General features: G+C 72.4%; 24 protein-coding genes. 10 read left to right on the top strand and 14 right to left on the bottom strand.

All coding sequences use genetic code 11. The features are described from left to right. Window positions 1-300, bottom strand: coding sequence for an Asp-tRNA(Asn)/Glu-tRNA(Gln) amidotransferase subunit GatC (gatC, locus tag NAG42_RS01455; RefSeq protein ID WP_250027383.1), 300 nt, complete (start codon window positions 298-300; stop codon window positions 1-3). A 269-nt stretch (window positions 301-569) separates the two neighbouring features. Here gatC and NAG42_RS01460 point away from each other — a divergent pair, with 269 nt between their 5' ends. Beyond that, window positions 570-2,588, top strand: coding sequence for a putative bifunctional diguanylate cyclase/phosphodiesterase (locus tag NAG42_RS01460; RefSeq protein ID WP_438872335.1), 2,019 nt, complete (start codon window positions 570-572; stop codon window positions 2,586-2,588). 122 nt (window positions 2,589-2,710) lie between these two features. On the opposite strand, the gene ligA is transcribed toward NAG42_RS01460, so the two are convergent. The 6 genes from ligA to NAG42_RS01490 all read right to left on the bottom strand — a co-directional run bounded on the left by ligA (window position 2,711) and on the right by NAG42_RS01490 (window position 10,509). Beyond that, entirely contained in the window at window positions 2,711-5,125 is a 2,415-nt protein-coding gene (gene ligA / locus NAG42_RS01465; RefSeq protein ID WP_308201094.1) for an NAD-dependent DNA ligase LigA, read from the bottom strand. 273 nt (window positions 5,126-5,398) lie between these two features. After that, window positions 5,399-6,394: a uroporphyrinogen decarboxylase/cobalamine-independent methonine synthase family protein gene (locus NAG42_RS01470; protein WP_250027384.1), complete on the bottom strand. Its 996-nt coding sequence runs from the start codon at window positions 6,392-6,394 to the stop codon at window positions 5,399-5,401. Next, on the bottom strand, window positions 6,387-7,487 hold the full coding sequence (gene mnmA / locus NAG42_RS01475) for a tRNA 2-thiouridine(34) synthase MnmA (protein ID WP_250027385.1): 1,101 nt from the start codon (window positions 7,485-7,487) through the stop codon (window positions 6,387-6,389). Before mnmA ends, NAG42_RS01470 begins: the two co-directional genes overlap by 8 nt. Before the next feature lie 19 nt (window positions 7,488-7,506). Then, a complete protein-coding gene (locus NAG42_RS01480; RefSeq protein WP_250027386.1) occupies window positions 7,507-8,682 on the bottom strand; it encodes a cysteine desulfurase family protein in 1,176 nt (391 codons plus the stop codon). Window positions 8,683-8,764: 82 nt separating this feature from the next. Continuing rightward, a complete protein-coding gene (locus tag NAG42_RS01485) occupies window positions 8,765-9,715 on the bottom strand; it encodes an electron transfer flavoprotein subunit alpha/FixB family protein (protein WP_250027387.1) in 951 nt (316 codons plus the stop codon). Window positions 9,716-9,729: 14 nt separating this feature from the next. Then, entirely contained in the window at window positions 9,730-10,509 is a 780-nt protein-coding gene (locus NAG42_RS01490; protein ID WP_250027388.1) for an electron transfer flavoprotein subunit beta/FixA family protein, read from the bottom strand. Window positions 10,510-10,881: 372 nt separating this feature from the next. On the opposite strand from NAG42_RS01490, the gene NAG42_RS01495 reads away from it, so the two are divergent. Genes NAG42_RS01495 through NAG42_RS01505 form a run of 3 tightly spaced genes read left to right on the top strand, consistent with a single transcriptional unit; the run spans window position 10,882 to window position 11,981 of the window. After that, window positions 10,882-11,268, top strand: a complete 387-nt coding sequence (locus tag NAG42_RS01495) for a YidH family protein (protein WP_250027389.1) — start codon at window positions 10,882-10,884, stop codon at window positions 11,266-11,268. Between the two features lie 12 nt (window positions 11,269-11,280). After that, window positions 11,281-11,595 (top strand): DUF202 domain-containing protein, encoded by a 315-nt coding sequence (locus NAG42_RS01500; protein WP_250027390.1) that lies wholly within the window; start codon window positions 11,281-11,283, stop codon window positions 11,593-11,595. A 38-nt stretch (window positions 11,596-11,633) separates the two neighbouring features. Continuing rightward, window positions 11,634-11,981 carry a PLDc N-terminal domain-containing protein gene (locus NAG42_RS01505; RefSeq protein ID WP_250027391.1) on the top strand — a complete coding sequence of 116 codons (348 nt, stop codon included), beginning with the start codon at window positions 11,634-11,636 and terminating at the stop codon, window positions 11,979-11,981. A gap of 23 nt (window positions 11,982-12,004) precedes the next feature. Here NAG42_RS01505 and NAG42_RS01510 read toward each other — a convergent pair whose 3' ends face one another. From NAG42_RS01510 to NAG42_RS01525, 4 genes are all read right to left on the bottom strand, one after another. Continuing rightward, entirely contained in the window at window positions 12,005-13,627 is a 1,623-nt protein-coding gene (locus NAG42_RS01510; protein ID WP_250027392.1) for an acetolactate synthase, read from the bottom strand. Window positions 13,628-13,700: 73 nt separating this feature from the next. Then, a complete protein-coding gene (locus NAG42_RS01515) occupies window positions 13,701-15,278 on the bottom strand; it encodes an Hsp70 family protein (protein WP_250027393.1) in 1,578 nt (525 codons plus the stop codon). A gap of 26 nt (window positions 15,279-15,304) precedes the next feature. Then, window positions 15,305-15,907 (bottom strand): hypothetical protein, encoded by a 603-nt coding sequence (locus NAG42_RS01520; RefSeq protein ID WP_250027394.1) that lies wholly within the window; start codon window positions 15,905-15,907, stop codon window positions 15,305-15,307. 39 nt (window positions 15,908-15,946) lie between these two features. Beyond that, a complete protein-coding gene (locus tag NAG42_RS01525) occupies window positions 15,947-16,720 on the bottom strand; it encodes an enoyl-CoA hydratase/isomerase family protein (protein WP_250027395.1) in 774 nt (257 codons plus the stop codon). Window positions 16,721-16,775: 55 nt separating this feature from the next. Here NAG42_RS01525 and NAG42_RS01530 point away from each other — a divergent pair, with 55 nt between their 5' ends. After that, window positions 16,776-17,237: a DUF6232 family protein gene (locus NAG42_RS01530; protein ID WP_250027396.1), complete on the top strand. Its 462-nt coding sequence runs from the start codon at window positions 16,776-16,778 to the stop codon at window positions 17,235-17,237. A 9-nt stretch (window positions 17,238-17,246) separates the two neighbouring features. Further along, window positions 17,247-17,600: a DoxX family protein gene (locus NAG42_RS01535; RefSeq protein ID WP_250027397.1), complete on the top strand. Its 354-nt coding sequence runs from the start codon at window positions 17,247-17,249 to the stop codon at window positions 17,598-17,600. 10 nt (window positions 17,601-17,610) lie between these two features. On the opposite strand, the gene NAG42_RS01540 is transcribed toward NAG42_RS01535, so the two are convergent. Genes NAG42_RS01540 through NAG42_RS01550 form a run of 3 tightly spaced genes read right to left on the bottom strand, consistent with a single transcriptional unit; the run spans window position 17,611 to window position 20,543 of the window. Further along, on the bottom strand, window positions 17,611-18,504 hold the full coding sequence (locus NAG42_RS01540; protein WP_250027398.1) for a ribokinase: 894 nt from the start codon (window positions 18,502-18,504) through the stop codon (window positions 17,611-17,613). 4 nt (window positions 18,505-18,508) lie between these two features. Beyond that, the gene (locus NAG42_RS01545; protein WP_438872336.1) at window positions 18,509-19,381 is read right to left on the bottom strand and encodes an ABC transporter ATP-binding protein; all 873 of its coding nucleotides are present in this window, start codon (window positions 19,379-19,381) and stop codon (window positions 18,509-18,511) included. Further along, complete coding sequence (locus tag NAG42_RS01550) at window positions 19,353-20,543, bottom strand: ROK family transcriptional regulator (protein ID WP_250027400.1); 1,191 nt, start codon at window positions 20,541-20,543, stop codon at window positions 19,353-19,355. Before NAG42_RS01550 ends, NAG42_RS01545 begins: the two co-directional genes overlap by 29 nt. 127 nt (window positions 20,544-20,670) lie before the next feature. Between NAG42_RS01550 and NAG42_RS01555 the strand changes: the two genes are divergently transcribed. The 4 genes from NAG42_RS01555 (at window position 20,671) to NAG42_RS01570 (ending at window position 23,807) form a co-directional block, all read left to right on the top strand. Further along, window positions 20,671-22,107 carry a glycoside hydrolase family 3 protein gene (locus tag NAG42_RS01555; protein WP_250027401.1) on the top strand — a complete coding sequence of 479 codons (1,437 nt, stop codon included), beginning with the start codon at window positions 20,671-20,673 and terminating at the stop codon, window positions 22,105-22,107. Window positions 22,108-22,235: 128 nt separating this feature from the next. Continuing rightward, window positions 22,236-22,661, top strand: a complete 426-nt coding sequence (locus tag NAG42_RS01560) for a hypothetical protein (RefSeq protein ID WP_250027402.1) — start codon at window positions 22,236-22,238, stop codon at window positions 22,659-22,661. Then, entirely contained in the window at window positions 22,658-23,104 is a 447-nt protein-coding gene (locus NAG42_RS01565) for a thiol-disulfide oxidoreductase DCC family protein (RefSeq protein ID WP_250027403.1), read from the top strand. The genes NAG42_RS01560 and NAG42_RS01565 overlap by 4 nt, the downstream gene beginning before the upstream one ends. Beyond that, the gene (locus NAG42_RS01570; protein WP_250027404.1) at window positions 23,085-23,807 is read left to right on the top strand and encodes a TetR/AcrR family transcriptional regulator; all 723 of its coding nucleotides are present in this window, start codon (window positions 23,085-23,087) and stop codon (window positions 23,805-23,807) included. The genes NAG42_RS01565 and NAG42_RS01570 overlap by 20 nt, the downstream gene beginning before the upstream one ends. The last annotated feature ends 158 nt before the right edge of the window (window positions 23,808-23,965 follow it).

A 23,965-nucleotide genomic window follows, 5' to 3' on the forward strand; every position in this document is an offset into this window, starting at 1 on the left:
TCAGTCCTCCTCGTCCAGGATGCGCGGCACGCGGAACCGGCCCTCGAACGCGTCCGGAGCGCCCGAGAGCGCCTCCTCCTGCGTGAGGCACGGCACGGGCACGTCGTCGCGATAAACGTTGGTCAGCGGAACGGAGTGCGAGGTGGGCGGGATGTCGTCGGCCGCCACCTCGCCGACCCGGGCCACGGACTGCAGGATCACGTCGAGCTGCCCCGCGAACCGGTCCAGTTCCTCCTCGGTCACGGCGAGCCGCGACAGGCGCGCCAGATGCGCGACCTCTTCGCGGGTGATGGCGGCCATCCTGTCCTACTTTCTCGAATGCGACTCGGACCCGACGAGTCTATTTCGCCCTCGCCCGACCCCGATCGCCGGGCGACGATTGTGCCCGTCCCCCTCGGACACCGGGTGCCGGGTGTCAGCGGGAGTGTCCCTCGGACGGTGGAATTCGGGTTCAATGCGCGACTGAAGGCTTATGCCGATTTGATAACGGCAAAGATGTTTTGCGGTGGAATGACCATGTGGATCTATCGTGGGAACGGTCGGTTGATCGAGGCCCTGGTGGAGGTCGCATGGACGCCGCACGGCAGGACCTGCGACGGCGACGGGCACTGTTCGTCACCGGGGTTGTGGTGGCCTCGGTCGACGGGCTGTTGTGGGCGGTGCAGCACGAGACGTTCGGCGAGCTTCCGAGCGCGTACTGGTTGATGGGCTTTCTGGCCGTGGTGGTCGACGCGCGGCCCTATGTGGTGGCCAACCGCCGCGCCAGCTCGGTCATCCTGCCGTCCATCTGCTTCACCTTCGCGATCGCCCTGGCCTGGGGATTCGGGCCGGCGCTGGCGGTTCAGCTGATCGCGGTCACGGTGGCCGGCATCCGGATGCGGCACACCGCCCGGCGGACGCTGCACCTGGCCGTGCAGCACGCGGTCGCGCTGGGGGCGGCCGCCCTGGTGACCTCGCTGGTCTCGCTGCGGGTCGGGCCCGGGCTCGACTGGGGGGACGCACTTCTGACGGTGGCGGCGGCCGGGGCCTGGATCCTGGCCCGCTACGGCCTGGCGGCGGTAGTCGCGCGCTCGATGGCCGACCGGCCGGGACCCCGGCTGCGGCGTCTCCAGCGGCTCCGGCGGCTGCGCCGGGCCGGGGTCGAAGTGCTGGCCACCGGCGCATTGCTGCTGCTCGGGCCGGTGGTGCTGGCAACCGCGCAGGTCGGACTGGCCTTTGTGCCACTGGTGTTGCTGGCGCTGCACGCCGTCCATCGGATGGTCCGCTCGGCCGGCGAGTTCGAGCGCGCCGCCCGCGTGGACGCGCTGACCGGACTGCCGAACCGGCGCGCTCTGCACGCGGCCGTGCTGTCCCAGGCCAAAGGGCGGCGGCTGGCGCTCCTGGTCCTCGATCTCGACCGATTCCGTACGGTGAACGACGCGCTCGGCGACGGCGTCGGCGACCGGCTGCTGGCCGAGGTCGGCCACCGCCTGGCCGAGGTGGTGCCGGCCCACGACCTGGTGGTCCGGCTCGGCGGCGACGAGTTCGCGGTGCTCGCCACCCGGGTCGACGGCGCGCCCGCGGCCCGCCGCGTCGCCGACCACCTGGCCGAGGCACTGAACCACCCGTTCGCCCTCGACGGCATGCCGGTGGACGTCACTGCCTCGATCGGGATCGCCCTGCAACGCGAACCCGGTGGCGATGGCGCGACCCTGCTGCGCGAGGCGGAGGCGGCCATGTACGACGCCAAGCAGCGCGGCGACCAGGTCTCGCTCTACAGCCCCGACGCCCCGCACCACACCCCGGACCGCCTGACGCTGCTGGCCGACCTGCGGCAGGCGCTGCACGAGGACTCGCCCGACGACGGGATCACGCTCTTCTACCAGCCGCAGATCGCCATCGCGACCGGCGAGGTGGTCGGCGTGGAGGCGCTGCTGCGCTGGCGGCACCCCGAGCGCGGTCTGGTCGGCCCCGAGGAGCTGATCCGGGTGGCCGAGCCGACCCCGGTGATGCGCCTGCTCACCAGCCGGGTGCTGCACGAGGTGATCGCCCAGCTGGCCGCGTGGCGCGACGCCGGCCGCCCGTTGCGCGCGGCGGTCAACGTCAGCGTCCGCGACCTGCACGCCGGCGACATCGCCGACCGGGTCGACGGGCTCCTGCGCGAGTACGACGTGCCGCCCGACCTGCTCCAGCTCGAGATCACCGAGAGCGCCCTGATGGCCGACCCGCACCGCGTCCTCAGCACGATCACCCGCCTGGACCGCATGGGCATCGCCATCTCGCTGGACGACTTCGGCACCGGATACTCCTCGCTGCAGCACCTGCGCCGCCTCCCGCTGGCCGAGGTGAAGATCGACCGCTCCTTCGTCCTGGGCATGGCCACCGACCGTGGCGACGCCGCCATCGTCCGCTCGGTGATCGACCTGGCCGAGGCCCTGGGCCTGCGCGCGGTCGCCGAAGGCGTCGAGGACGAACGCACCTGGCGCCTCCTGGCCGAAGCCGGCTGCCACGCGGCCCAGGGCTGGTTCCACGCCCGCCCCATGCCCGCCCCCGACCTGGCCGACTGGCTCTCCCGCTACCGCCCCGTCCGCCCCGCGGCGCTCCGCTAGCCGCCCGGCACTCCACGCCCGGCCCCCGCTCGGGCTCCACGCCGGCCCCGCCCGCGCTCCACGTCCGGTTCCGCTCGGGCTCCACGTCCGGTTCCGCTCGGGCTCCACGCCCGCCCGCGTCGTCAGCCGGCGTCCGAGCCGATCTCGGCGACCTCTCGGGCGGCGTCGGGGCCGTCGGAGAGCAGGACGGCGAAGCCCTGCTCGTCGAGCACCGGGACCTTGAGCGCCAAGGCCTTGTCGTACTTGCTACCGGGGTTGTCGCCGACCACGACAAAGGCCGTCTTTTTCGAGACCGAGCCGCTCACTTTGCCGCCGCGGGACGTCACGGCCTCGGTGGCCTGGTCACGTGAGTGGGAGGCCAGCGTGCCGGTGACCACCAGCGTCAGACCCTCCAGCGGGCGCGGGCCGTCGTCGACGCGCTCGTCGGCCATGCGGACGCCGGACTCACGCCACTTGCGGACGATGTCGCGATGCCAGTCGACGGCGAACCACTCGCGCAGACTCTCCGCGATGATCGGGCCGACACCCTCCACAGTCGACAAGACGTCCGGCGCCGCCTTGGCCTTTTTCCCCGAAGCGGCGGCGTCGACGGAAGCCGCGGCGGTGTCAGCGGAAACGCCGGCGTCAGCGGAAACGCCGGCGTCAGCCGTAGCGGCGCCGTCGGGGGAATCGGCGCTGTCGGACGGGGCGGTGTCGGGTGAGACTTGGGCGGCCAGGACGTCGGCGGCGGCGGAGACGACTGAGCTGTCCAAGGCGGCGGCCTCGACCGCTGCGGCCTCCTCGGCACTGCCGGGTGGGGCGGCGACGATGGCCTCGATGGCCTCCATCGAGCCGAACTGGCGGGCCAGTGCCTCGGCGGCCGTCGGGCCCACGTGGCGGATCGAGAGGCCGATGAGCACCCGGGCCAGCGGGCGCTCCTTGGCCGTCTCCAGGTTTTCCAGCAATTTGACGGCATTGCTGCCCAGGCTGCCGTCCTGGTTGACGAAGAACGGCGACCGGCGCAGATCATCCTCGGTGAGAGCGAAGAGGTCACCCTCGTCGGTGATCACCTGGGAGTCGAGCAGGGCCTGACCGGCCTTGTAACCCAGGCCCTCGATGTCGAACCCCGAGCGGCCGGCCAGGTGGAAGACCCGCTCGCGCAACTGCGCGGGGCACGACCGCGTGTTGGGGCAGCGGATGTCGATGTCGCTTTCCTTGGCCGGCGCCAGCGGGGTGCCGCAAGCCGGGCAGTGAGTCGGCATCACGAAGGGGTGCGCGTCGTCGGGGCGCAGGTCGATGACCGGGCCGAGCACCTCGGGGATCACGTCGCCCGCCTTGCGCAGCACGATCGTGTCGCCGATCCACACACCCTTGCGCTCCACCTCACGCGCGTTGTGCAGAGTGGCCAGCGCGACCGTCGACCCGGCCACCTTGACCGGCTCGAGCACCGCGAACGGGGTGACCCGGCCGGTGCGGCCGACATTCACGTCGATGTCGAGGAGCTTGGTCGTCACCTCCTCGGGCGGGTATTTGAAGGCGATCGCCCAGCGCGGCGCGCGGGACGTGGAGCCCAGCCGGCCCTGGATCGCCACCGAGTCGACCTTGATCACCACGCCGTCGATCTCGTGCTCGACGTCGTGGCGGTGCTCGCCGTAATACTCGATGTAGTCGTGCACGCCGGCGATGTCGTCGACCAGCTTCCACCGCGAGCTGGTCGGCAGGCCCCAGGCCTTCAACGCTTCGTAGGCGTGGGACTGGGACGTGGGCGTGAACCCCTGCCGCGCGCCGATGCCGTGCACGACCATGCGCAGACCCCGCGAGGCGGTGATGCGCGGGTCTTTCTGCCGCAGGCTGCCCGCGGCCGCGTTGCGCGGGTTGGCGAACGGCGCCTTGCCCTGCTCGACCAGCGACGCGTTGAGATCGGCGAACGCGGACACCGGGAAGTAGATCTCGCCGCGCACCTCGAGCAGCTCGGGCACATCGTCGCCGGCCAGCCGCTCGGGGATCTCGCGGATCGTGCGGACGTTGGGGGTCACGTCCTCCCCCGTGCGGCCGTCGCCCCGGGTGGCCCCCCGGACGAGGCGACCCTTCTCATACGTCAGGTTGATCGCCAGACCGTCGACCTTGAGCTCGCAGATGAACTCGACGGGACCGCCGGCGTCGCGCACCGTGCGCTCGACCCAGGCGCCGAGCTCCTCGTCGTCGAAGACGTTGTCGAGCGAGAGCATGCGCTCGGCGTGCTCGACCGGGGTGAACTGGGTGGAGAAGGTGCCGCCGACATTCTGCGTCGGGGAATCGGGCGTGCGCAGCGCGGGGAACTGCGTCTCGAGCGCCTCGAGCTCGCGCAGCAGCCGGTCGAAGTCGGCGTCGGAGATGGTGGGTGAGTCGAGCACGTAATAGCGGTATTGGTGACCGCGCAGCTCGTCGCTCAGCTCGGCGTGCCGCTGGCTCGCCTCGGGCGTCGGATCCTGGCCGGCGGCCGCCTCCTGCTCGGCGGTGGGCTGGGCGTCGACGACATCGTCGCGCTCGGTCTGCTGAGACTCCGCCTTCTTGGACACCGCCACCTCCGTGCTCGAGAACTAGGACGAACGGTAGTCGTCACCCCTGACATTTTCGGCCCTGGCGCGCCTGGGCGGCCGTCGTCCACAATTCGGAGTTGTCCACAGGGCCGGTCGCGGGAACCTGCGGGTCTTGCCACACTTATGGCAGTGGCGGGGGACCCCCTGGGGAGGGCGGGCCCTGCGTTGTGGCGGGGGGCGAGGGGCGAGGGCGGGGGCGGCGTTCTTCGCTCGGCCTGCGTTGCTGTGGTGTGGCCGGGGTTGTGGTGTGGCTCAGACCTCGGCGAGTCGGCGGGCGGCCTCGTGGCAGGCGGTCAGGACTGCGCGGGCGTAGGACGGCGATGCGCCGGCCAAGCCGCAAGCCGGAGTGATCACCACTTGCTGCGGGAGTTGCGCTGCGGGGAAGGCGAGCCGCTTCCACATCGTCGAGACGCGGTCGGCGACCATTTTGCCGTTGATCCGGCCGTCCGGTGGCGGGGTCGTCGGCGCGGCGCCGGCGAACAGGCCCAGCCCCGCCTCGATCGCCTCGCCCAGTGGGTCGAGGTCTTTGAGCAGCGACAGGTCGAGCGCCACCGCCGCCACCCGCGCGTCGCGGAAGACTTGGAGCGGCACGTCCGCGGCGCAGCAGTGTGCGATGACCGGCACCCCCACCGCCTCCACCACCGTGCGCAGGGCCGTCGCCGCGTCGGGGCCGGGGATCGTGCGGTAGACGCTGAATCCGCTTTCCGTCGAGATCCGACCGGCCAGGACGGCCGGCAGTGACGGCTCGTCGAGCTGGAGCAGCACCTCGGCCCGCGGCAGCCGTTTGCGGACCTCGTCCACGTGCCGCCGCAGCCCCTCGGCCAGCGAGTCGGTCAGGTCGCGGACGGCGCCCGGGTCGCGCAGCAGCCGCCCGCCGATCGGCCGGTCGATGTTCGCCGCCAGCGTCCACGGGCCGGCCGACTGCAGTTTGAGCGGGCCGGCGTAGTTCTGACCCTGCTCGGTGAGCTGGTCGAGATCGCGTTCCAGCAGGTCGGCTGTGCGGCGCATGTCCTTGCCGGGGCGGGGCGCCACCTGCCAGCGGCCGGTGTAGACCTGCACCGGCAGCTCGACCAGGAAGCCGGCGCCGCGGCCGATGAGGTCGGCTCCCGGCCCGCGCGCGGGCAGCTCGGCCAGGTGGGGCAGGGTGGGCAGCTCGCCGAAGACGACGCGCTGGGCCTCGGCGATGTCGGTGCCGGGCAGTGACCCGATGCCGGTGGCCGAGCCGGCCGCCCAGGGGAAGTCAGGCACGCGCCGCCACCAGGGCCTCGGATGCCACACCGGCCGTCATGGTGGCCGAGCCGAGCACGATGTCACCGTCGGCCGAGCGCTGGTAGGCCACGATCGCCTGACCCGCCGCGACGCCCCGGGCCGGGGTCGCCAGCCGCGCGGTCAGCGTCTCGCCCTCGACGGTCACCACCGCCGGCACGACCTCGCCGTGGGCCCGCAGCTGCACGTCGCACTCGACCGGGGTCGGCGTGCCGTGCCAGATCACCCGGGACGCGGTCACCGTGTCGACCTCGAGGTCTTCCTTGGGGCCGACGGTCACGGTGTTGGTCACCGGGGTGATCGACAGGACGTAGCGCGGGCGGCCGTCGGCGGCCGGCACGCGCAGGTCGAGGCCCTTGCGCTGGCCGATCGTGTAGCCGTAGGCCCCGTTGTGGCCGCCCAGCCGCTCGCCGGTGCGGCCGTCGACGATGTCGCCCGGGGCGTCACCGAGCTGCCGCTGCAGGAAGCCCTGGGTGTCCCCGTCGGCGATGAAGCAGATGTCGTGCGAGTCGGGCTTGTCGGCCACCGCGAGCCCGCGGCGGGCCGCCTCCTCGCGCACCTGGGCCTTGGTCGAGTCGCCGAGCGGGAAGACGGCGCGGTCGAGCTGCTCGCGGGTGAGCACGGCCAGAACGTACGACTGGTCCTTGCCGTGGTCGACGCTGCGGCGCAGCCGGCCGTCGGCGCCGAGGCGCGCGTGGTGACCGGTGACCACGGCGTCGAAGCCGAGCGCGACGGCCCGGTCGAGGACCGCCTCGAACTTGATCTTTTCGTTGCAGCGCAGGCAGGGGTTGGGCGTGCGGCCGGCCGCATACTCCGCGACGAAGTCGTCGACGACGTCGGCGTGGAACTGCTCGGCCATGTCCCACACGTAGAAGGGGATGCCGATCACGTCGGCGGCCCGGCGCGCATCGCGGGAGTCTTCCAGCGTGCAGCAACCGCGCGCACCGGTGCGGAAGGTCTGGGGGTTACGCGCCAGCGCCAGATGCACCCCGGTGACGTCGTGGCCGGCGTCGTGGGCGCGCGCGGCGGCGACGGCGGAATCGACCCCGCCCGACATGGCCGCAAGAACTCGCATGGGTCCAGCCTATCCGGGGTCAGCGCGGGGTTTTCCAGGCCGTGGCCCGGCGGGCCCGCTCGACCGCACCGGGCAGCGCGGCCAGCAGCTCGTCGACGTCGCCGAGGGTGCTGGTGTGGCCGAGGGTGAAGCGCAGCGAGGAGCGAGCGCGGTCGTCGTCGGCGCCCATCGCGATCAGCACGTGGCTGGGCTGGGCGACCCCGGCTGAGCAGGCCGAACCGGTCGAGCAGCAGACGCCCTGGGCGTCCAGGAGCAGCAGCAACGCGTCACCCTCGCAGCCGGGGAAGCTGAAGTGCGCGTTGCCGGGGAGCCGGTCGGCCGGGTCGCCGTTGAGGATCGCGTCGGGCACCGCGGCCCGGACCCGGGCCACGAGCTCGTCGCGCAGGTCGCCGACCCGCTGGGCGGACGCCGCCTGGCTGCTGACCGCGGTCTCGACGGCCACGGCGAAGGCCGCCACCCCGGCCGTGTCGAGGGTGCCCGAGCGCACATCGCGCTCCTGACCGCCGCCGTGCAGCAGCGGGGTGCAGCTCACCTCGCGGCCGAGCAGCAGTGCGCCGACCCCGACCGGGCCACCGACCTTGTGCCCGGTGATCGTCATGGCGGCGGCGCCGCTGGCCGCGAAGTCGACCGGCACCTGCCCGAGGGCCTGCACCGCGTCGGTGTGGAAGGGGATGCCCGCGCCGGCGGCCAGCCGGGCCAGCTCGGCCACGGGTTGCACCGTCCCGACCTCGTTGTTGGCCCACTGCACGCTGACGACGGCGACTTCTTCGGCGTACGTCTCGAGGACCGTCGCCAGTGAGGCCGGGTCGACCCGGCCCGCGCTGTCGACCGGCAGCCAGCTCAGCTGGGCCCCCTCGTGCGCGCCGAGCCAGTCGGCCGAATCCATCACGGCGTGGTGCTCGACCGCGGAGGTGACCACCCGGCTGCGGTTGAGCGAGCCGGCCCGCCGCGCCCAGAACAGGCCCTTGACGGCGAGGTTGTCGCTCTCGGTGCCGCCGCTGGTGAAGATCACCTCGGAGGGCCGGGCGCCGACGGCCGCCGCGATCCGCTCGCGCGACTCCTCGACCAGGCGCCGGGCCCGCCGCCCGGCCGCGTGCAGGGACGAGGGGTTACCGACCTCGCGGGCCGCCGCAACATATGCCGCCAGGGCCTCGTCGAGCATCGGCGTGGTCGCAGCGTGATCCAAGTAGGCCATCAGTGCCCAAGCTTATGCCTCGCACCGGAAACGCCGAACGGCCCGGCGCCGGGGCACCGAGCCGTTCGTCACACCAGCGGAGTTACTTGCGCTTGCGGATCTCGTCGGCCGCCTGGGGTACGACCTTGAACAGGTCGCCCACCACGCCGTAGTCGGCCAGCTCGAAGATCGGCGCCTCGGCGTCCTTGTTGACCGCGACGATCGTCTTCGAGGTCTGCATGCCGGCCCGGTGCTGGATGGCGCCCGAGATGCCGAGGGCCACGTAGAGCTGGGGCGACACCGTCTTGCCGGTCTGGCCCACCTGGAACTGGTGGGGGTAGAAGCCGGAGTCGACCGCGGCGCGGGACGCGCCCACCGCCGCGCCGAGCAGGTCGGCCAGCTCCTCGACCAGCTTGAAGTTGTCGGCGTTGCCGACCCCACGGCCACCGGAGACCACGATCGAGGCCTCGGTGAGCTCGGGGCGGGAGCCCTTCTGCTCGGACACCCGCTCGACGACCTTGGTCAGCTTGTCGCTCTCGGAGACCGTGACGGCCAGCGGCTCGATCGCGGGCGTGGCCGGGGCCGGCTCGGGCGTCGTCGAGTTGGGGCGGATCGTCACGATCGGCAGGCCACGGGTGACCTTCGACTTCACGATGCCGGCGCCGGCGAAGACGACCTGGGTGGCGGTGCCGTCGGCGGCCACGTCGACCGCGTCGGTCAGCAGCCCGTTGTCGAGCTTGACGGCGAGCCGGCCGGCGATCTCCTTGCCCTCCTGGGTGGAGGCCAGCAGCACCGCGGCCGGCTGCACCTGCTGGACGAGCGCGGCGACCGCGGTGGCCTTGGGGGCCACCAGGTAGTTCTCGACGTCGTCGCCGGTGGCGTTGTAGATCTTCTCGGCGCCGTACTCGGCCAGCTTGTCGGTGAGCGCGGCGGCGTCACCGAAGACGACCGCGCTGGGCGAGCCGATCGTACGGGCGATGGTCAGCATCTCGAGGGTGACCTTCTTGACGCCGGCAGCCGGCGAGGCCTCGACGACGACCAGGACTTCAGCCATGTCTCTCTGTCCCCTCAGACGAATTTCTCGGTGGTGAGGTAGGCGACCAGCTGCGCGCCGCCCTCGCCCTCATCGGTGATCTTGGTGCCGGCCGAGCGCGGCGGGCGCTTCGAGTACTCGAGCACCTCGCTGGTCGCGCCGGCCGCGCCGACCGAGGAGGCGTCGATGCCCAGGTCGGACAGCGAGAGCGCCTGCACCGGCTTCTTCTTGGCGGCCATGATGCCCTTGAAGGACGGGTAGCGCGGCTCGTTGATGGTGTCCCACACGCTGACCACGGCCGGGGTGGGCGCGGTGACGACCTCGTAGCCCTCGTCGGTCTGCCGCTCGGCGGTCAGCTGCGAGCCCTCCACGGTGAGCTTGCGCGCGCCGGTCAGCGCGGCGATGCCCAGGCGCTCGGCCAGCATGTGCGGCATGACCTGCACCCGGCCGTCGGTCGACTCGGCGCCGCAGAGCACCAGGTCGGCGTTGAGCGTGCCGAGAGCGGCGGCCAGCACCTTGGACGTGGCGACGGCGCACGAGCCGTGCAGGGCGTCGTCCTGCACGTGGACGGCCTTGTCGGGGCCCATCGAGAGCGCCTTGCGGATCGACTCGGTCGCGCCCGCCGGGCCCATCGTCAGCACGGTGACCTCGCCACCATGCGCTTCCTTGATCTTCAACGCCTCTTCGATGGCGTACTCGTCCATCTCGTTGATGACGTTGCTGGCCGAGGCACGCTCGACCGTGTTGTCCGAAGAGCTCAGGGTGCGCTCGGCACCGGAGTCGGGCACCTGCTTGACCAGTACGACGATATTCATCGAGCTCCTACGACCTCCTGTTGTCAACGCACCGTTGCGGCCGGACGCCTCCCGACAGGTTACCCGTCGGTAGCTTTCGCGTGCCGGCCACCCAGAGTGACTCACCTCACCCGTCGCGACTGCTCACTGGCTACAGTCGATACCAGGAGGTGTACGAAATGTCCGGCTCAATCGCTCCGGTGGCCGACGGGTTTTCCCCGTCCGCCTCACATCGTCTACCACGCGGACCCGCCCCCGCGCTGAAGACCCATGGCCGGGTGAGCGCCGACTCGCCCTATTGCCGCTGCGGACGGCCTCGCGAGGCGTGCGTGAGTGACGAAGTCCGCTTCCTGTGGGCCCGCCATCTTGACCGAACCGGTCGATAATCGCTGGGTGTTCGGCGCGCTGCGGTTGTGGATCGACCCGGAGAAGACTCCGACGGTCGGCCGCACCCCCGACTACCGTTTCTCGCTGGCCAACGAGCGCACCTTCCTGGCCTGGATCCGCACCGGCCTGGCGCTGATCGCGGGCGGACTCGGGGTCGCCCAATTTTTGCCGCCCCTGCCCGTCCCGCACCTGCGCGAGATCATGGCCATCGTCCTGCTCGTGCTGGGCGGACTGGTCGCGTTGCGCGCGGTCGACCACTGGGCCCGCACGGAGCGTGCCATGCGCCTGGGCCAGGAGCTGCCGGGCTCGCGGTTCCCGGCCGTGCTGGCCGTCGCGGTCGCCCTGGGCGCGGTCGCGCTGATCGTCGCGGTGCTGATCCAGGCGGCCGGATGACTGAGCCACCGGATGACTGAGCTGTGGACACCCGACCACGGGGCGGCCGCCGAGCGGACCCGGCTCGCCTGGCGGCGTACGGTCCTGTCGGCCTCGGTCGTCGGCCTGCTCGCCGCCCGCCCGGCTTTCCATCCCGACGCCGGCCCCCGAGAGTGGGTCACCGCGGCGCTCAGTGCGCTCGGCTGGACGGTGCTGGTCGCGCTCGCCTACCGCCGTGCCCGCGGCCTGGGCCGGCGTCCGCCGCACCCCGGTCGGCGCACGATCGCGGCCTACGCGCTGACCACCATCGCCCTCGCCGTGCTCGCCAGTTCGGTTGTCATGCTCTGATCGTCGCCGGATCGCTCGGCGCGCGTCATCATTGCCACATGGTCCGGTTGTTCATCCTTCTCGCTGCCGTGCAGCTGGTGCTCTTCGTGCTGTCGCTGATCAGCTGCCTGTCGGCCGCCCGCGTGCGTAACGCGCCGCGTCTGGTGTGGGTGCTGGTGATCCTTCTCATCCCGCTGCTGGGCCCACTCGCTTACTTCCTGTGGGGCCGTCCGCTGCCCGCGCCCGAGGAGGGCACGGTGCCGCGCCGGCGCCGCGCTCCGGCCGCGCCGGACGACGACCCCGACTTCCTGCGCTCGGTCGACACCGAGCAGTCCCGCCGTGACCGCGAGACCCTGGCCCAGTGGGAGAAGGATCTCAACAACAACCAGGAGCCGGACAAGCCCTGATCGACAAGCGCTGACCGGCCGGCTCAGGCGAGGTTCGAGGAGCGGGGATAGGCGTCGCCCGGGTCGGTCAGCACGTTGACCAGATAGGGCACCCCGGCGGCGAAGGCACGCTCGAGGGCCGGGCCGATCTCGGCCGCCTTCTCCACGGTCTCCCCCGCGCCGCCCAGCGCCTTGACCACGTCGTCGTACCGGAGCCCGGGCTGCAGGTCGGCCGCGACGTCATAGCCGTACATGGCCCGCATGGGGTGTTTCTCGAGCCCCCAGATGCCGTTGTTGCCGACCACCATGACGACCGGGAGCCCCTGCCGGACCAGGGATTCCGCGTCCATCAGCGAGAAGCCGGCGGCCCCGTCACCGAGGAGCACGCAGATCTGGCGATCGGGGTAGGTGACCCGGGCCCCCATCGCGTAGCCCATGCCGGTGCCCAGACATCCGTACGGCCCCGGGTCGAGCCAGGTGCCGGGCTGAGCCGGCTCCAGGAACCGTCCCGCGTACGAGACGAAGTCACCGCCGTCGCCGATGGTCACCGCGTCCGGTGCGAGCACCTTGCGCAGCTCGCCATAGATGCGGGCCGGCTTGATCAGGTCGGTCTCGGCCGCCATGGCCTCGGCGTCGCGCGCCTTGCCCGCGTCCTCGGCCGACCGCAGCCCGGCGATCCACTCCGTGTGGTCGGCCCGGTCACCCGGGTGCTCGGCGATGGCGGCCAGGATCCGGCGCAGGTCACCGGCGGGCGACACCGCCGTCTCGACGTGGGTCGCGCGCTGAGTCGGCGCGTCGACGATGTGCACGACCTGGGCCTCCCCGAACTCGCCGAAGCCGAGCCGGAAGTCGAGCGGGGTGCCGATCACGCAGACCACGTCGGCCTCGTTGAGCGCGGGCCGGCGCGCCTTGGCGAAGGCCAGCGGATGGGTCGGCGGCAGCGCGCCGCGACCCATCCCGTTGGTGAAGACCGGCACCTGCAGCGCCTCGGCGGCCGCCCGCAGCTCGGCGATCGCGTCGCCGCCCCACACGTCCGACCCCGCGATGATGACCGGTCGCTGAGCCGAGGCGAGCAGGCCGGCGGCCCGGGACACCTCGTCGGGGTCGGCCTCGAGCACGGGCACGGCCGGCTCGCCGGGGGCGGACGCCTCACCGGTCGAGAAGACGACCTCGAGCGGCAGGTCGAGGAAGGCCGGACCGCGGTGGGCGGTGAGCGCGGCGGTCAGGGCGGCCCGGACCTCGCCCGGGATGGCGTCGGTGTCGCCGACCGTGGCCGCGTACTTGGTGACCGGGGCGACCAGCGGCACGTGGTCGAACTCCTGCAGGCTGCCCGAGCCCCAGCGGAACGCGGGCGCCCGGCCGCCGAGCACGAGCACCGGTGAAGCGTTGAAGAACGCGCTGGTCAGACCGGAGATGCCGTTGGTCACACCGGGGCCGGCGGTGAGCACCGCGAGGCCGGGCCGGCGCTGCAACTTGGCGACCGCCTCGGCCGCGAAGACCGCGGTCTGCTCGTGCCGGACGTCGTAGATCGGAAAGCCGCTCTTGTGCGCCGCGTCGTAGAGCGGGAACACGTGCCCGCCGGAGAGGGTGAACATCTCGTCGACCCCGAAGGCGCGCAGCGCCGCCAGTGCCAGCTCGCCGCCGTGTCCCTCGACCACCTCGGTCATGCCACTTGCTCCCCTCGCCCGCGCCTGCCGGTGTAGGCACGCTACCCGGCACGACCGGAAAGATGAATGGCTCTCAGATCCCTAGCAGCTCGCCGATGTCCCGGATCAGGTTCTCCGCGTCCTGCTGGACCGAGGAGCCGTTGCCGTAGCCGTACGCCAGGAGCAGCGCGAGCAGCGGCACCGCGATCATCATCAGGATGCTGACCAGGATCTGCAGCGTGCGCAGGAATCTGTTCGGGCGGCGCTTGGTGCGCCGGACGGCCTGCGAGACCTGGGTCGGCGGGCGATAGGTCGTCGGCGAGGCGGAGACCGGCCGGGGCGTGTGCTGGGGCGGGGAGACCGGTCGCGACGAGACCGGCGACGGCGTGAACACCGGTTTCGGGGTTGGCACGGTCGCGTGCGGGTCGGCCACCCAGTTGCTGTGGTCGGCGTCGGGCCAGGGGTCGACCGGCGGTTGCAGGCCGGTGGTGCCCGGCACCCGCACGGAGGCGGTGGCGACGCGTACGGTGGCCGACTCGGCCCGCCCGGTCGACACCAGCCGGAGCTCGGAGGTGGGGCCGGGCGCCCCGGCCCCGGTCGCCAGCATCGCCGCGTCGGCCAGGATGCTGCCCTCGGCCACCACCAGCTCGGGCTGCTCGATCACCACCGGGGCCTCGCCCAGCTCGCGGTGCAGCAGGGTGGCCACCAGCGGGATGCGGCTCGCCCCGCCGACCAGGAAGACCCCGGCCAGCCGCCCGTCGGGCAGGTCGGCCCAGTCGAGCAGGCCCTTGGTGACCCGGACGGTCTGCTCGAGCACCGGCCGGGCCAGTTTCTCCAGCTCGTCGCGGGTCAGGTGCACCTCGGTGTCGAGCAGCGGCACCACGAAATCGGCCGACTGGGCGCGGGACAGGCGCTCCTTGGCCACCCGCACCTCCTCCCACAGCTGGCGCTGGGCGCGTCGCTCCTGGGCGGTGGTCGGCTCGAGCAGCCGCTGCCACTCGCTCGTGCGCAGATGCTCGACGATGGCCGCGTCCACGTCGAGGCCGCCGATGTCGTCGCGGCCGTCGACCGCCATCACCTCGAAGCCGGACGCCGTGCGGGCCACCACGCTCGCGTCGAAGGTGCCGGCGCCGAAGTCGTGCACCACCACGACCGAGCCGATCGGCACGTCGCGCCCCAGCACCTCGGCGAAGTAGGTGGCCGCGGCGACCGGCTCGGCGACCAGCCGGGCGCCGGTCAGCCCGGCCCGGGCGGCGGCGTCGGCCAGCATCGAGCGGCGGGCCGCACCCCAGGTGGCCGGGCAGGTCAGGGTCACGTCGGGAGTGACCTGACCCACCGCGCGCCGCCACTCCTCGGCCACCCGGGCCAGGACGGCCGAGATCAGCTCGACCACCGGGAACTCCCGCTCGCCCAGCAGGACCAGCCCGTCGTCGATGCGGCGTTTGGGGTTGGGCTCGAAACGCACCGGATCGATGCGGGCACTGTGCACCGCGTCCCGGCCGACCACCAATGTGCCGTCGAGCTCGGCGAAGACGGCCGAGGGCAGCAGCGGCGATCCGTCGAGCAGGATCGGCCGCGCGCGACCGTCCGGCCAGCGCGCCACCGCGACGGTGTTCGAGGTGCCGAAGTCCACTCCCAGGGCGTGCTTCGGCTCACCTTGGTCGATGGCCATCCCCTGAGTCTAGGGGGTGCCGGTGGCTACACGATCTTCCAGCGCGGCCGCTGACCCCACTCGCGCAGGCAGCGCACCAGCTCGCCCTTCAGGGTTCGTCCGTAAGCACCCGCGGGGCGGCATTCGTCCCCCACGCGGACGGGCTGTTGCACCGGCGCGGACGACGTGCTGGGCACCGGGGTGGCCGTCGTGGTGATCGGCGACGGCTCGGTCGACGGGGCCGGCGGCACGGGAGGCGGCGGCGGGATGACGATCGCCACGGGATCGGGCTGGGCCGGGGTTGTCGAGGGCGGCGTCGTCGGATCGGGCGATCGGGACGCGGCGGTGGTCGTGGCGGCCGGGGGCCGGCGCGGAGCCGTCCGGGTCGTGGCCGGCACCGGCTTGCGGGCCTGCGCCGTCGACGCGGCCGGCGTGGTGGCGGCGCGTGAGGTGGGCGCCGCCGGAGCGATCAGCGGCGGCGCCGCCAGCTGGTCGACCACGGCGGAACCGGGGGCGCGGGTCGGCTCGGACCGGCCCGGGCCGAGAGTCAGCCAGCCGATCACCGCGCACAACATCGCCTGGCCGACGACCAGGGCGACGGCCATGCGCACGATGCGTCGCACCTTACGCGTGACCGGAACCGGTTCCACCTGTCGGACTTTATGGCAAGTGGTCGATGTGGTCGAGAGCTAACGCCCCGTAAATGTGGGCTTACGCTTCTCCACAAAAGCGGTGGTGCCTTCGATCCGGTCGTCGGTGGCGAACAGACCAGCGAAGAGCTGCGACTCCAGGGCCAGACCGGAGGCCAGATCGGTGTTGAGGCCACCGTCCACGGCCAGCTTGGCGGCCCGCAAGGCCAGGGAGGGTCCGGACACGTACGGGTGAACGAGCGCGACCGCCGCCTGATGGACCTCGGCCGCGGGCACCACCCGGTCGGCCAGTCCGATGCGCAGCGCCTCCTCGGCGTCGACCATGCGGCCCGAGAAGATCAGATCCTTGGCCCGGGCCGGGCCGATCAGCCGCGCGAGCCGCTGGGTGCCGCCCGCGCCCGGGATGATGCCCAGCTTGATCTCGGGCTGGCCGAGCTTGGCGTCCTGCGCGACCACCCGCCAGTCGCAGGCCAGGGCCAGCTCGCAACCGCCGCCCAGGGCGTACCCGGTGATCGCGGCCACGACCGGCTTGGGGATGCGGGCCACGGCGTCGAACGCACTCGACAGGGCCGCCGCCCGGACGGCCATCTCCGGATAGCCGACCTGGGTGAACTCGGTGATGTCGGCCCCGGCCGCGAAGACCTTCTCCCCGCCGTACACGATCACGGCCTTGATCTGCTCGTCGCCGGCCGCGGAATGCGCGGCCGCCCGCAGCTCTTCTTGAAGCTGGGTGTTCAGAGCGTTCATCGGCGGCCGGTCCAGCCGGATCATGCCGATGCCGTCAGTGGTCTCCAGCGTCACGAACTCGCCCACGCACGCCTCCCTGAGTGTTGGTTCAGGTCAGCCTACGACGGGTACAACAATGACGATGACCACGTACTACCGGGACCCGGACGTACAGATCACCTCGGCCGGCGTCCGGATCAACGGCCGTGAGCTGCGCCTGGGTGAGCTGCTCCAGGTGTGGCACACGCGTGGCCGGCGGTCGTGGGGCACGATCGCCGGGCGCGGCGCCGTCGGCCTGGCCATCCTCACCCCCGTCGTCGTCGGGCTGCTGGCCGTCGGGATCGCGCTGATCATCGACGCCTCCACCGCCACCACGATCGCCCTGATCGGCGGCGGGGTGCTGGTCGGCCTGGGGGTGGCCCCGCTGGCCGACGTGCTGCTCGAGCGGGTCGACCGCTCCTATGACCGCGGCTCCCGGGTCCGCGAGATCTGGGCCCGGACCCCCACCGGCGACCTGCTCCTGCTGAGCACGCCCGACGCGGCCCGGTTCGGCCGCATCTACCGGGCCCTCCAGCGCGCGCTCGAGCCGGCTACCCGCCGGTAGGCTTCGCCGATGAAGAAGGACGCCGCCGCACTGGCCGGGATGCTCGCGACCATGGGGGTGCTGCACTTCGCCGTGCCCCGCCCGTTCGACTCGATCGTGCCGCGGTCGTTGCCGGGCCGCCCCCGCACCTGGACCTATCTGAGCGGGGCAGCCGAGCTGGCCGTCGCCGCCGCGATCGTCCACCCGCGGACCCGCCGGGCCGGCGCCCTGGCCGCGGCCGGGCTCTTCGTCGGCGTCTTCCCGGCCAACGTCAAGATGGCCGTGGACTCGCGGCGGGCACCCGGGGCGCGGCGCGCGATGGCTTACGGACGGCTGCCGCTGCAGGTGCCGCTTGTGCTGTGGGCCCGCCGGGTCGCGCGCTGAAGCCCGGGGCCTAGCCGGCCCGGAAGACCTCGTCGATCTCGTCGCGGGTGGGCAGCGCGTTGGAGGCACCGACCCGGCGTACGCAGGCCGCCCCGGCCGCATTGGCCCAGCGCACCGCCTCGACCAGGTCACGGCCCTCGCCCCAGGCCACGGCGAGCGCTCCGGTGAAGGCGTCGCCGGCCGCGGTGGTGTCGGTGACCTCGACCGGGAAGGCGGGCACCGTCTCGTCCCGGCCCTCGCGATCGGCGTACCGCGAACCGGCGCCGCCGAGAGTGAGCACCACCCGCGGCACGAGCGAGAGCAGCTTGGGCACGTCGATCGTGTCGCCGCCGGCCACCATCAGCGCCTCGACCTCGTTCACCACCAGCAGGTCGACGTTCTCCAGCAGCTCGCCCGGCAGCTCGCGGGCCGGTGCCGCGTTGAGGATCATGCGGGTGCCGCCGGCGCGGGCCGTGCGGGCCGCCGTCACCACCGTCTCGACCGGGATCTCCTGCTGGCACAACAGCACGTCACCGGCGGCGATGGCGGCCTGCTCGGCCTCGGTCAGGCCGACGAAGGTGTTGTTGGCGCCCGGCGCGACCAGGATCGAGTTCTCCCCGTCACGGTCGACCATGATCACCGCGACCCCGGACGGGCCGTAGCTGGTGCGCACGTGCTGCATGTCGACGCCGGCCCCGTTGAGCCGGGCGTTCAGGTTGACGCCGAACGCGTCGGAGCCGATGGCACCGAGGAAGACTGTCTGACCACCGGCCCGGGCGGCGGCGATCGCCTGGTTGGCCCCCTTGCCGCCGGCCATCATCACGAAGTCGTCGCCGAGCACCGTCTCGCCCGGCCGGGGCAGACGCGGGGCCAGCCCGACCAGGTCCATGTTGGCGCTGCCGACGACCACGATCCGCGGTGCCATGGCGTCAGGCCGCCCGCGCCGCGTAACGGTCGCCGAACCGGTCGACGACCAGCGGCAGACCGAACGTCTTGCTGAGATTTTCGGCCGTCATCACCTCACCCAGCAGCCCGGACGCGACGATCGTGCCCTCGCGCAGCAGCAGGCCGTGGGTGAAGCCGGGCGGGATCTCCTCGACGTGATGGGTGACCAGCACCATGGCCGGCGAGTCGGGGTCGAGGGCGAGCTCGGTGAGCCGGGCGATCAGATCCTCGCGGCCACCCAGGTCGAGCCCGGCGCCGGGCTCGTCGAGCAGCATCAGCTCGGGGTCGGTCATCAGCGCCCGGGCGATCAGTGTGCGCTTGCGCTCGCCCTCGCTCAGCGTGGTGAAGTCGCGCTCGGCCAGCGGGCCCATGCCGAGCTGCTCGAGCAGCTGGCGGGCGCGGGCCTCGTCCTGCGGATCGTACGACTCCCGCCAGCGCCCGACCACCGACCAGGCAGCGGTGACCACGACGTCGAGCACCCGCTCGCCCGCCGGCACCCGCTCGGCGAACTGACCGGTGGCGAGGCCGATGCGGGTGCGCAGCTCGTTGATGTCGGTGCGGCCGAGTCGCTCGCCGAGCACCCAGGCCGTGCCGCGGGACGGGTGCAGACGACCCGACGCCAGGTTGAGCAGCGTGGTCTTGCCGGCGCCGTTCGGCCCCAGGACCACCCAGCGCTCGTCCAGCTCGACCTGCCACGACAGGCTGCGGACCAGATGGCTCCCGCCACGGATCACGCTGACCCGGTCGAAGGCGATCACGGTGTCGTCGTCGGGCTGTGTCACGGCAGGCTCTGGCACGCGTCCATCCAACCACGCACCGCCGCCGGTCTCAGCCGGTGGTCGAACCAAACACCTCATCGCGTACGGCGGCGAGCGCGGTGTGCAGAGCTCCGTGCAACACCGGTTCCGCCGCCACGCCGGTGATGACCACTTTGGGATTGACCAGCGTGATGGTGGCCACCTCGTTCTCGACCCGGGCGGCCAGCGCCGGGCCACCGGCCTGGGACACCTCACCGGCCAGCACGACCAGCGGTGGGTCGAGGACCACGCAGGTGGCCGCCACGCCGAGGGCCAGCCGGCCGGCCAGTTCGTCGAGCACCGGCTCGCCGGCCGGTCCCGCCTCGACGGCGTTACGGACCACGTCGGACGCCTCGGCGCCGCGGAAGCCGTACTTCTTGCCGATCGCCTTGACCGCGTCGGCGCCTGCGATGCTCTGGAAGGCCCCGCGCACCCCGCCCTTGGAGGCCTTGCGGGCCAGATGCCGCGGCACCTCGGCCCCGGCCACCGGCAGATAGCCGATCTCACCGGCGGCACCCGTGTGGCCCTGGTGCAGGCGGCCGTCGATGACGCTGGCCAGACCGACGCCGCGGCCGGCCCAGATCAGCACGAAATCGGTGACCCCGGCGGCGGCGCCGGTGCTCGACTCGGCCACGGCCGCCATGTTGACGTCGTTGCCGAACACGACCGGGGTGTGCAGGTCACGGCGCAGGTCGTCGAGCAGGCCGCGGTGCCAGCGGGGCAGGTCCCAGGCGAACGAGATCTCGCCGCTGGTCGGGTCGACCAGGCCGGGGGTGCCGAGCACGACCCGGCGTACGGAGGACATGTCGGTGCCGGCGTCGGTGGCCGCCTGGACCACCGCGTTGTGCACCACGCCGACCGGGTCGTCGGTGTCCTTGGTGGACTGCTCGACCCGGCCGATGATGGATCCGGTGATGTCGGCGCAGGCCGCGACCACCCGATCGGGGCCGACGTCGACGCCGATGACGTGGGCGCTGCCGGGCGTCACCGCGTACAACTGGGCGTTGGGGCCGCGGCCACCCGCCTGCTCACCGACCCGGCGCACCAGACCCCGCTGCTCGAGACGCTCCACCAGCTGGGACGCGGTGACCTTGCTCAGCCCGGTCATCTCGCCGAGCTGGGCCCGGGTCAGCGGACCACGGTTGAGCAGCAGTTCCAGCGCCGCGCGATCGTTGAGCGCGCGCAGCAGCCGGGGTGTGCCGGGAAGGCGGGTGGAGGCCATGGCAGGTTCCCCTAGTATTTAGGATTGTTTCCTATTAGGTTAGCGGCGCCCGTAACGGAACCGGCACCGAGCGATCATGGCAGCTCGCGGGGTGTACAGACCAGACTTACGTCACCGGAAGGACACCATGGCGATCGACCCCGGACTCCGCCGCCTCGCCCTCGGGACCCTGCTGGCCGCCTTCCCGGGTGGCACCGCACCCGATTGGGCGGTCACGCTGCTCACTGAGGGTTTGGCCGGTCACACGCTGTTCGGCACTAATGTGACCGACCCCGCGCAGGTCGCCCGGCTCACCGCCCGGCTGCGCGAGGGCCGTCCGGACGCGCTGATCGCGATCGACGAGGAGGGCGGGGATGTCACCCGGCTCGCCCATCGCACGGGTAGCCCGTACCCGGGGAACGCGGCCCTGGGGGCGGTGGACGACGAGGATCTCACCCGCGCGGTGTACGCGGCGATCGGCGCCGACCTGGTCGCGGCGGGCATCAACCTCGACCTCGCCCCGACCGTCGACGTCAACACGGCCGAGGACAACCCGATCATCGGCACCCGCTCCTTCGGCGCCGACCCGCGGCTGGTCGCCCGGCACGCCCGCGCCGCCGTCGAGGGCCTGCAGTCGACCGGCGTGGCCGCCTGCGTCAAGCACTTCCCCGGCCACGGCGCGACCGTCAGCGACTCCCACCTGTCACTGCCGACCGTCGACGCCTCGCTCGACGTGCTGCGCGGCCGCGACCTGCCGCCGTTCGCCGCGGTGGCCGCCACGGCCCAGGCCGTGATGTCGGCCCACATCCGGGTGCCCGCCCTGACCGGGGACGACCCGGCCACGTTCAGCCGCGCGGCACTGCACGGCCTGCTGCGCGAGGAGTTCGGCTTCCGGGGCGCGATCGTCACCGACGCGCTGGAGATGGCCGGTGCCGCGGCCTCGGCCGGGGGCATCCCGCAGGCGGCGGTCCGGGCCCTGACGGCCGGGGCCGACCTGCTGTGCATCGGCGCCCAGGTCGACGCGGCGCTGGTCGAGGCGGTCGTGGCCGGGATCGTCGCCGGTGTTCCCCGGCCCCGCCTGGAGGAGGCGGTCTCCCGTACGGCTGCACTGGCTGCCTGGACCGCCGAGCACCGCACCCTGCTGAGCTACGACGACGAGCTCGGGCTGGTCGCCGCCCGCCGGGCGGTACGGGTCGAGGGGTCGCTCACCGAGCTGTCGTCGCCGCTGGTGGTGCAGCTGGTGTCGGGCTATTCGATCGCCGAGGGGCGGGTGCCGTGGGGGCTGGCGCCGCACCTGGACGGTGTCGAGCAGGTCGAGATCGTCGCCGACGACGCCTCGGCGGCGGATCTGGCCGCCCACGCCGGGGCCCGGCCGATCGTGATCGTCGGGCGGCACACCCACCGCAAGCCGGCCAGCCGCGCGCTGGTCGAGCAGCTCGCCGCGGACCGCGCGGTGGGCCTGGTCGAGATGGGCTGGCCGTCGGACTGGCGGCCGGCCCGGGCCCGGGCGTTCGTCGTGACCCACGGCGCGAGCCTGGCCAACGGGCGCGCCGCGGCCGAGGCGCTCGGGCTCACCCCCGCGTAGCCGGCTTCGCTCACCACGGCCGGTCCGCTCAGCGCGGGCCGGCCGTTCTTGTCACACCACTTGAACATGTTCAACTAGCAGGCCTAGTCTGGGGAGACAAAGTTGAACACGTTCAGAAAGGTGGTCCGATGGACCCGAAGGTGTGGATGTACCTGGTGTATCTGACGGTCAGCGTCGGGCTCACCGTGTGGGTGGCGACGACGCTGTCCCGCAACGGGCTGCTCTTCCTGGCCGACGTCTTCGCCGACGAGAAGCTGGCCCGGGCGATCAACCAGCTGCTGGTGATGGGCTTCTACCTGCTCAACCTCGGCTACGTGACGGTGACCATGCGGTCGAGCCAGACGGTCACCGACACCAGCCAGGCCCTGGAGACGCTGTCCGGCAAGGTCGGCCTGGTGCTGCTCGTGCTGGGCGTCCTGCACTTCCTCAACGTGTTCTTCCTGGGTCGCTACCGGCGTGGTCGCCTGCGCCAGCAGCAGCCGGTACCGCCGATGCCGCCGGCCGGTCGGCTGCCGTTCCACCCGCAGCAGCCGCCACCGCCGGCCCGGGCATGACCGAGGGGCACGCTCCATCCGTCCGGCCGATCACCGGCTTCACCGTTCTCTACGACGCGGGGTGCCCGATCTGCCGGGCGGCGCGCCGCTGGCTGGAGGGGCGGGCTCAACTCGTACCGCTGGAATTCGTCCCGTCCGGGTCCGAGGCGGCCCGGCGGAGGTTCCCGGGGCTCGATCACCGGGCGACACTGCGGGACGTGACCGTGATCGGGGACGACGGGTCGGTCTATGTGGGGGACGGCGCGTGGGTGGCCTGCCTGTGGGCGCTCGCGGACTACCGCGGGATGGCCGAGCGGATCAGCTCACCCGCGCTGCTGCCGACGGCCCGGCGGTTCATCGCGGCGGCGTCGGCGGTCCGGGAGCGTACGCGGTCGACCGGGTTTGACGAGGGCGCCGCCGAGCCGGGGTACTACGGTGACGGGTGTGACGACCGCTGCCGCTGAACCCGCCGAGCCGCAGCCGGGCGCGCCCGCGGAGAAGCCTCGCCGGGCGCGCGGGGAGCAGACGCGGCAACTGATCCTCGAGACCGCGCTGCGGCTGTTCCGCGAGCGGGGGTACGCCGAGACGACCATGCGGGCGATCGCCAAGGAGGCCGGGGTCGCGGTCGGCAACGCGTATTACTACTTCGACTCCAAGGAACACCTGATCCAGGGGTTCTACGACCGCAACCAGACCATCCACCGCGCCGCCGCCGAGCAGATCCTGGCCGGCGAGAAGGACCTGGCGCCCCGGCTGCGCGGGGTGTTGCACGCGGGCATCGACGTCAACGCGCCCTACCACTCTTTCGCGGCGACGTTCTTCAAGACGGCGGCCGAGCCGTCCTCGCCGCTCAGCCCGTTCTCGCGGGAGTCGTCGCCGGCCCGGGAGGCGGCCATCGCGATCTTCCGCGACGTGGTCGACGGCTCGACCGCGAAGCTCGACCCGGAGCTGCGCAAGGAGCTTCCCGAGCTGCTCTGGCTCGGGTGGATGGGTGTGATCCTGTTCTGGGTCTACGACAAATCACCCGGGCAGCGGCGCACCCGGCGGCTGATCGACGGGGCGGTTCCGCTGATCGACCGGCTGGTGTCGCTCTCCCGGCTGCGGGTGTTGCGGCCGGCGCTGCGGCAGGTGCTCGCCCTGATCGAAACCGTCCGCAAGGATGACTGATCACGGTTGGTAATGCATGGTCAACGTTACGCTGAGTAGTTGCTTGTTGGGCTTTATGCCTCTGTGTCCGGGAAAAACCGGATCTGTCGCCCGATCGGTGCTACCCGAACGGCCATTTCGCTCACCGGAATCTTCCACCGTCCGCCTGCCGGCACGTA

Origin of the sequence: Paractinoplanes maris, from assembly GCF_023544465.1 — a bacterium.
Taxonomy (GTDB): Bacteria; Actinomycetota; Actinomycetes; order Mycobacteriales; family Micromonosporaceae; genus Actinoplanes; species Actinoplanes maris.

Coding starts and splice junctions, on each gene's coding strand:
- gatC (WP_250027383.1), bottom strand. CDS start 300: ATGGCCGCCATCACCCGCGAAGAGGTCGCGCATCTGGCGCGCCTGTCG.
- NAG42_RS01460 (WP_438872335.1), top strand. CDS start 570: ATGGACGCCGCACGGCAGGACCTGCGACGGCGACGGGCACTGTTCGTC.
- mnmA (WP_250027385.1), bottom strand. CDS start 7,487: ATGCGAGTTCTTGCGGCCATGTCGGGCGGGGTCGATTCCGCCGTCGCC.
- NAG42_RS01480 (WP_250027386.1), bottom strand. CDS start 8,682: ATGGCCTACTTGGATCACGCTGCGACCACGCCGATGCTCGACGAGGCC.
- NAG42_RS01485 (WP_250027387.1), bottom strand. CDS start 9,715: ATGGCTGAAGTCCTGGTCGTCGTCGAGGCCTCGCCGGCTGCCGGCGTC.
- NAG42_RS01490 (WP_250027388.1), bottom strand. CDS start 10,509: ATGAATATCGTCGTACTGGTCAAGCAGGTGCCCGACTCCGGTGCCGAG.
- NAG42_RS01500 (WP_250027390.1), top strand. CDS start 11,281: ATGACTGAGCTGTGGACACCCGACCACGGGGCGGCCGCCGAGCGGACC.
- NAG42_RS01505 (WP_250027391.1), top strand. CDS start 11,634: ATGGTCCGGTTGTTCATCCTTCTCGCTGCCGTGCAGCTGGTGCTCTTC.
- NAG42_RS01510 (WP_250027392.1), bottom strand. CDS start 13,627: ATGACCGAGGTGGTCGAGGGACACGGCGGCGAGCTGGCACTGGCGGCG.
- NAG42_RS01515 (WP_250027393.1), bottom strand. CDS start 15,278: ATGGCCATCGACCAAGGTGAGCCGAAGCACGCCCTGGGAGTGGACTTC.
- NAG42_RS01530 (WP_250027396.1), top strand. CDS start 16,776: ATGACCACGTACTACCGGGACCCGGACGTACAGATCACCTCGGCCGGC.
- NAG42_RS01535 (WP_250027397.1), top strand. CDS start 17,247: ATGAAGAAGGACGCCGCCGCACTGGCCGGGATGCTCGCGACCATGGGG.
- NAG42_RS01540 (WP_250027398.1), bottom strand. CDS start 18,504: ATGGCACCGCGGATCGTGGTCGTCGGCAGCGCCAACATGGACCTGGTC.
- NAG42_RS01545 (WP_438872336.1), bottom strand. CDS start 19,381: ATGAGGTGTTTGGTTCGACCACCGGCTGAGACCGGCGGCGGTGCGTGG.
- NAG42_RS01550 (WP_250027400.1), bottom strand. CDS start 20,543: ATGGCCTCCACCCGCCTTCCCGGCACACCCCGGCTGCTGCGCGCGCTC.
- NAG42_RS01555 (WP_250027401.1), top strand. CDS start 20,671: ATGGCGATCGACCCCGGACTCCGCCGCCTCGCCCTCGGGACCCTGCTG.
- NAG42_RS01560 (WP_250027402.1), top strand. CDS start 22,236: ATGGACCCGAAGGTGTGGATGTACCTGGTGTATCTGACGGTCAGCGTC.
- NAG42_RS01565 (WP_250027403.1), top strand. CDS start 22,658: ATGACCGAGGGGCACGCTCCATCCGTCCGGCCGATCACCGGCTTCACC.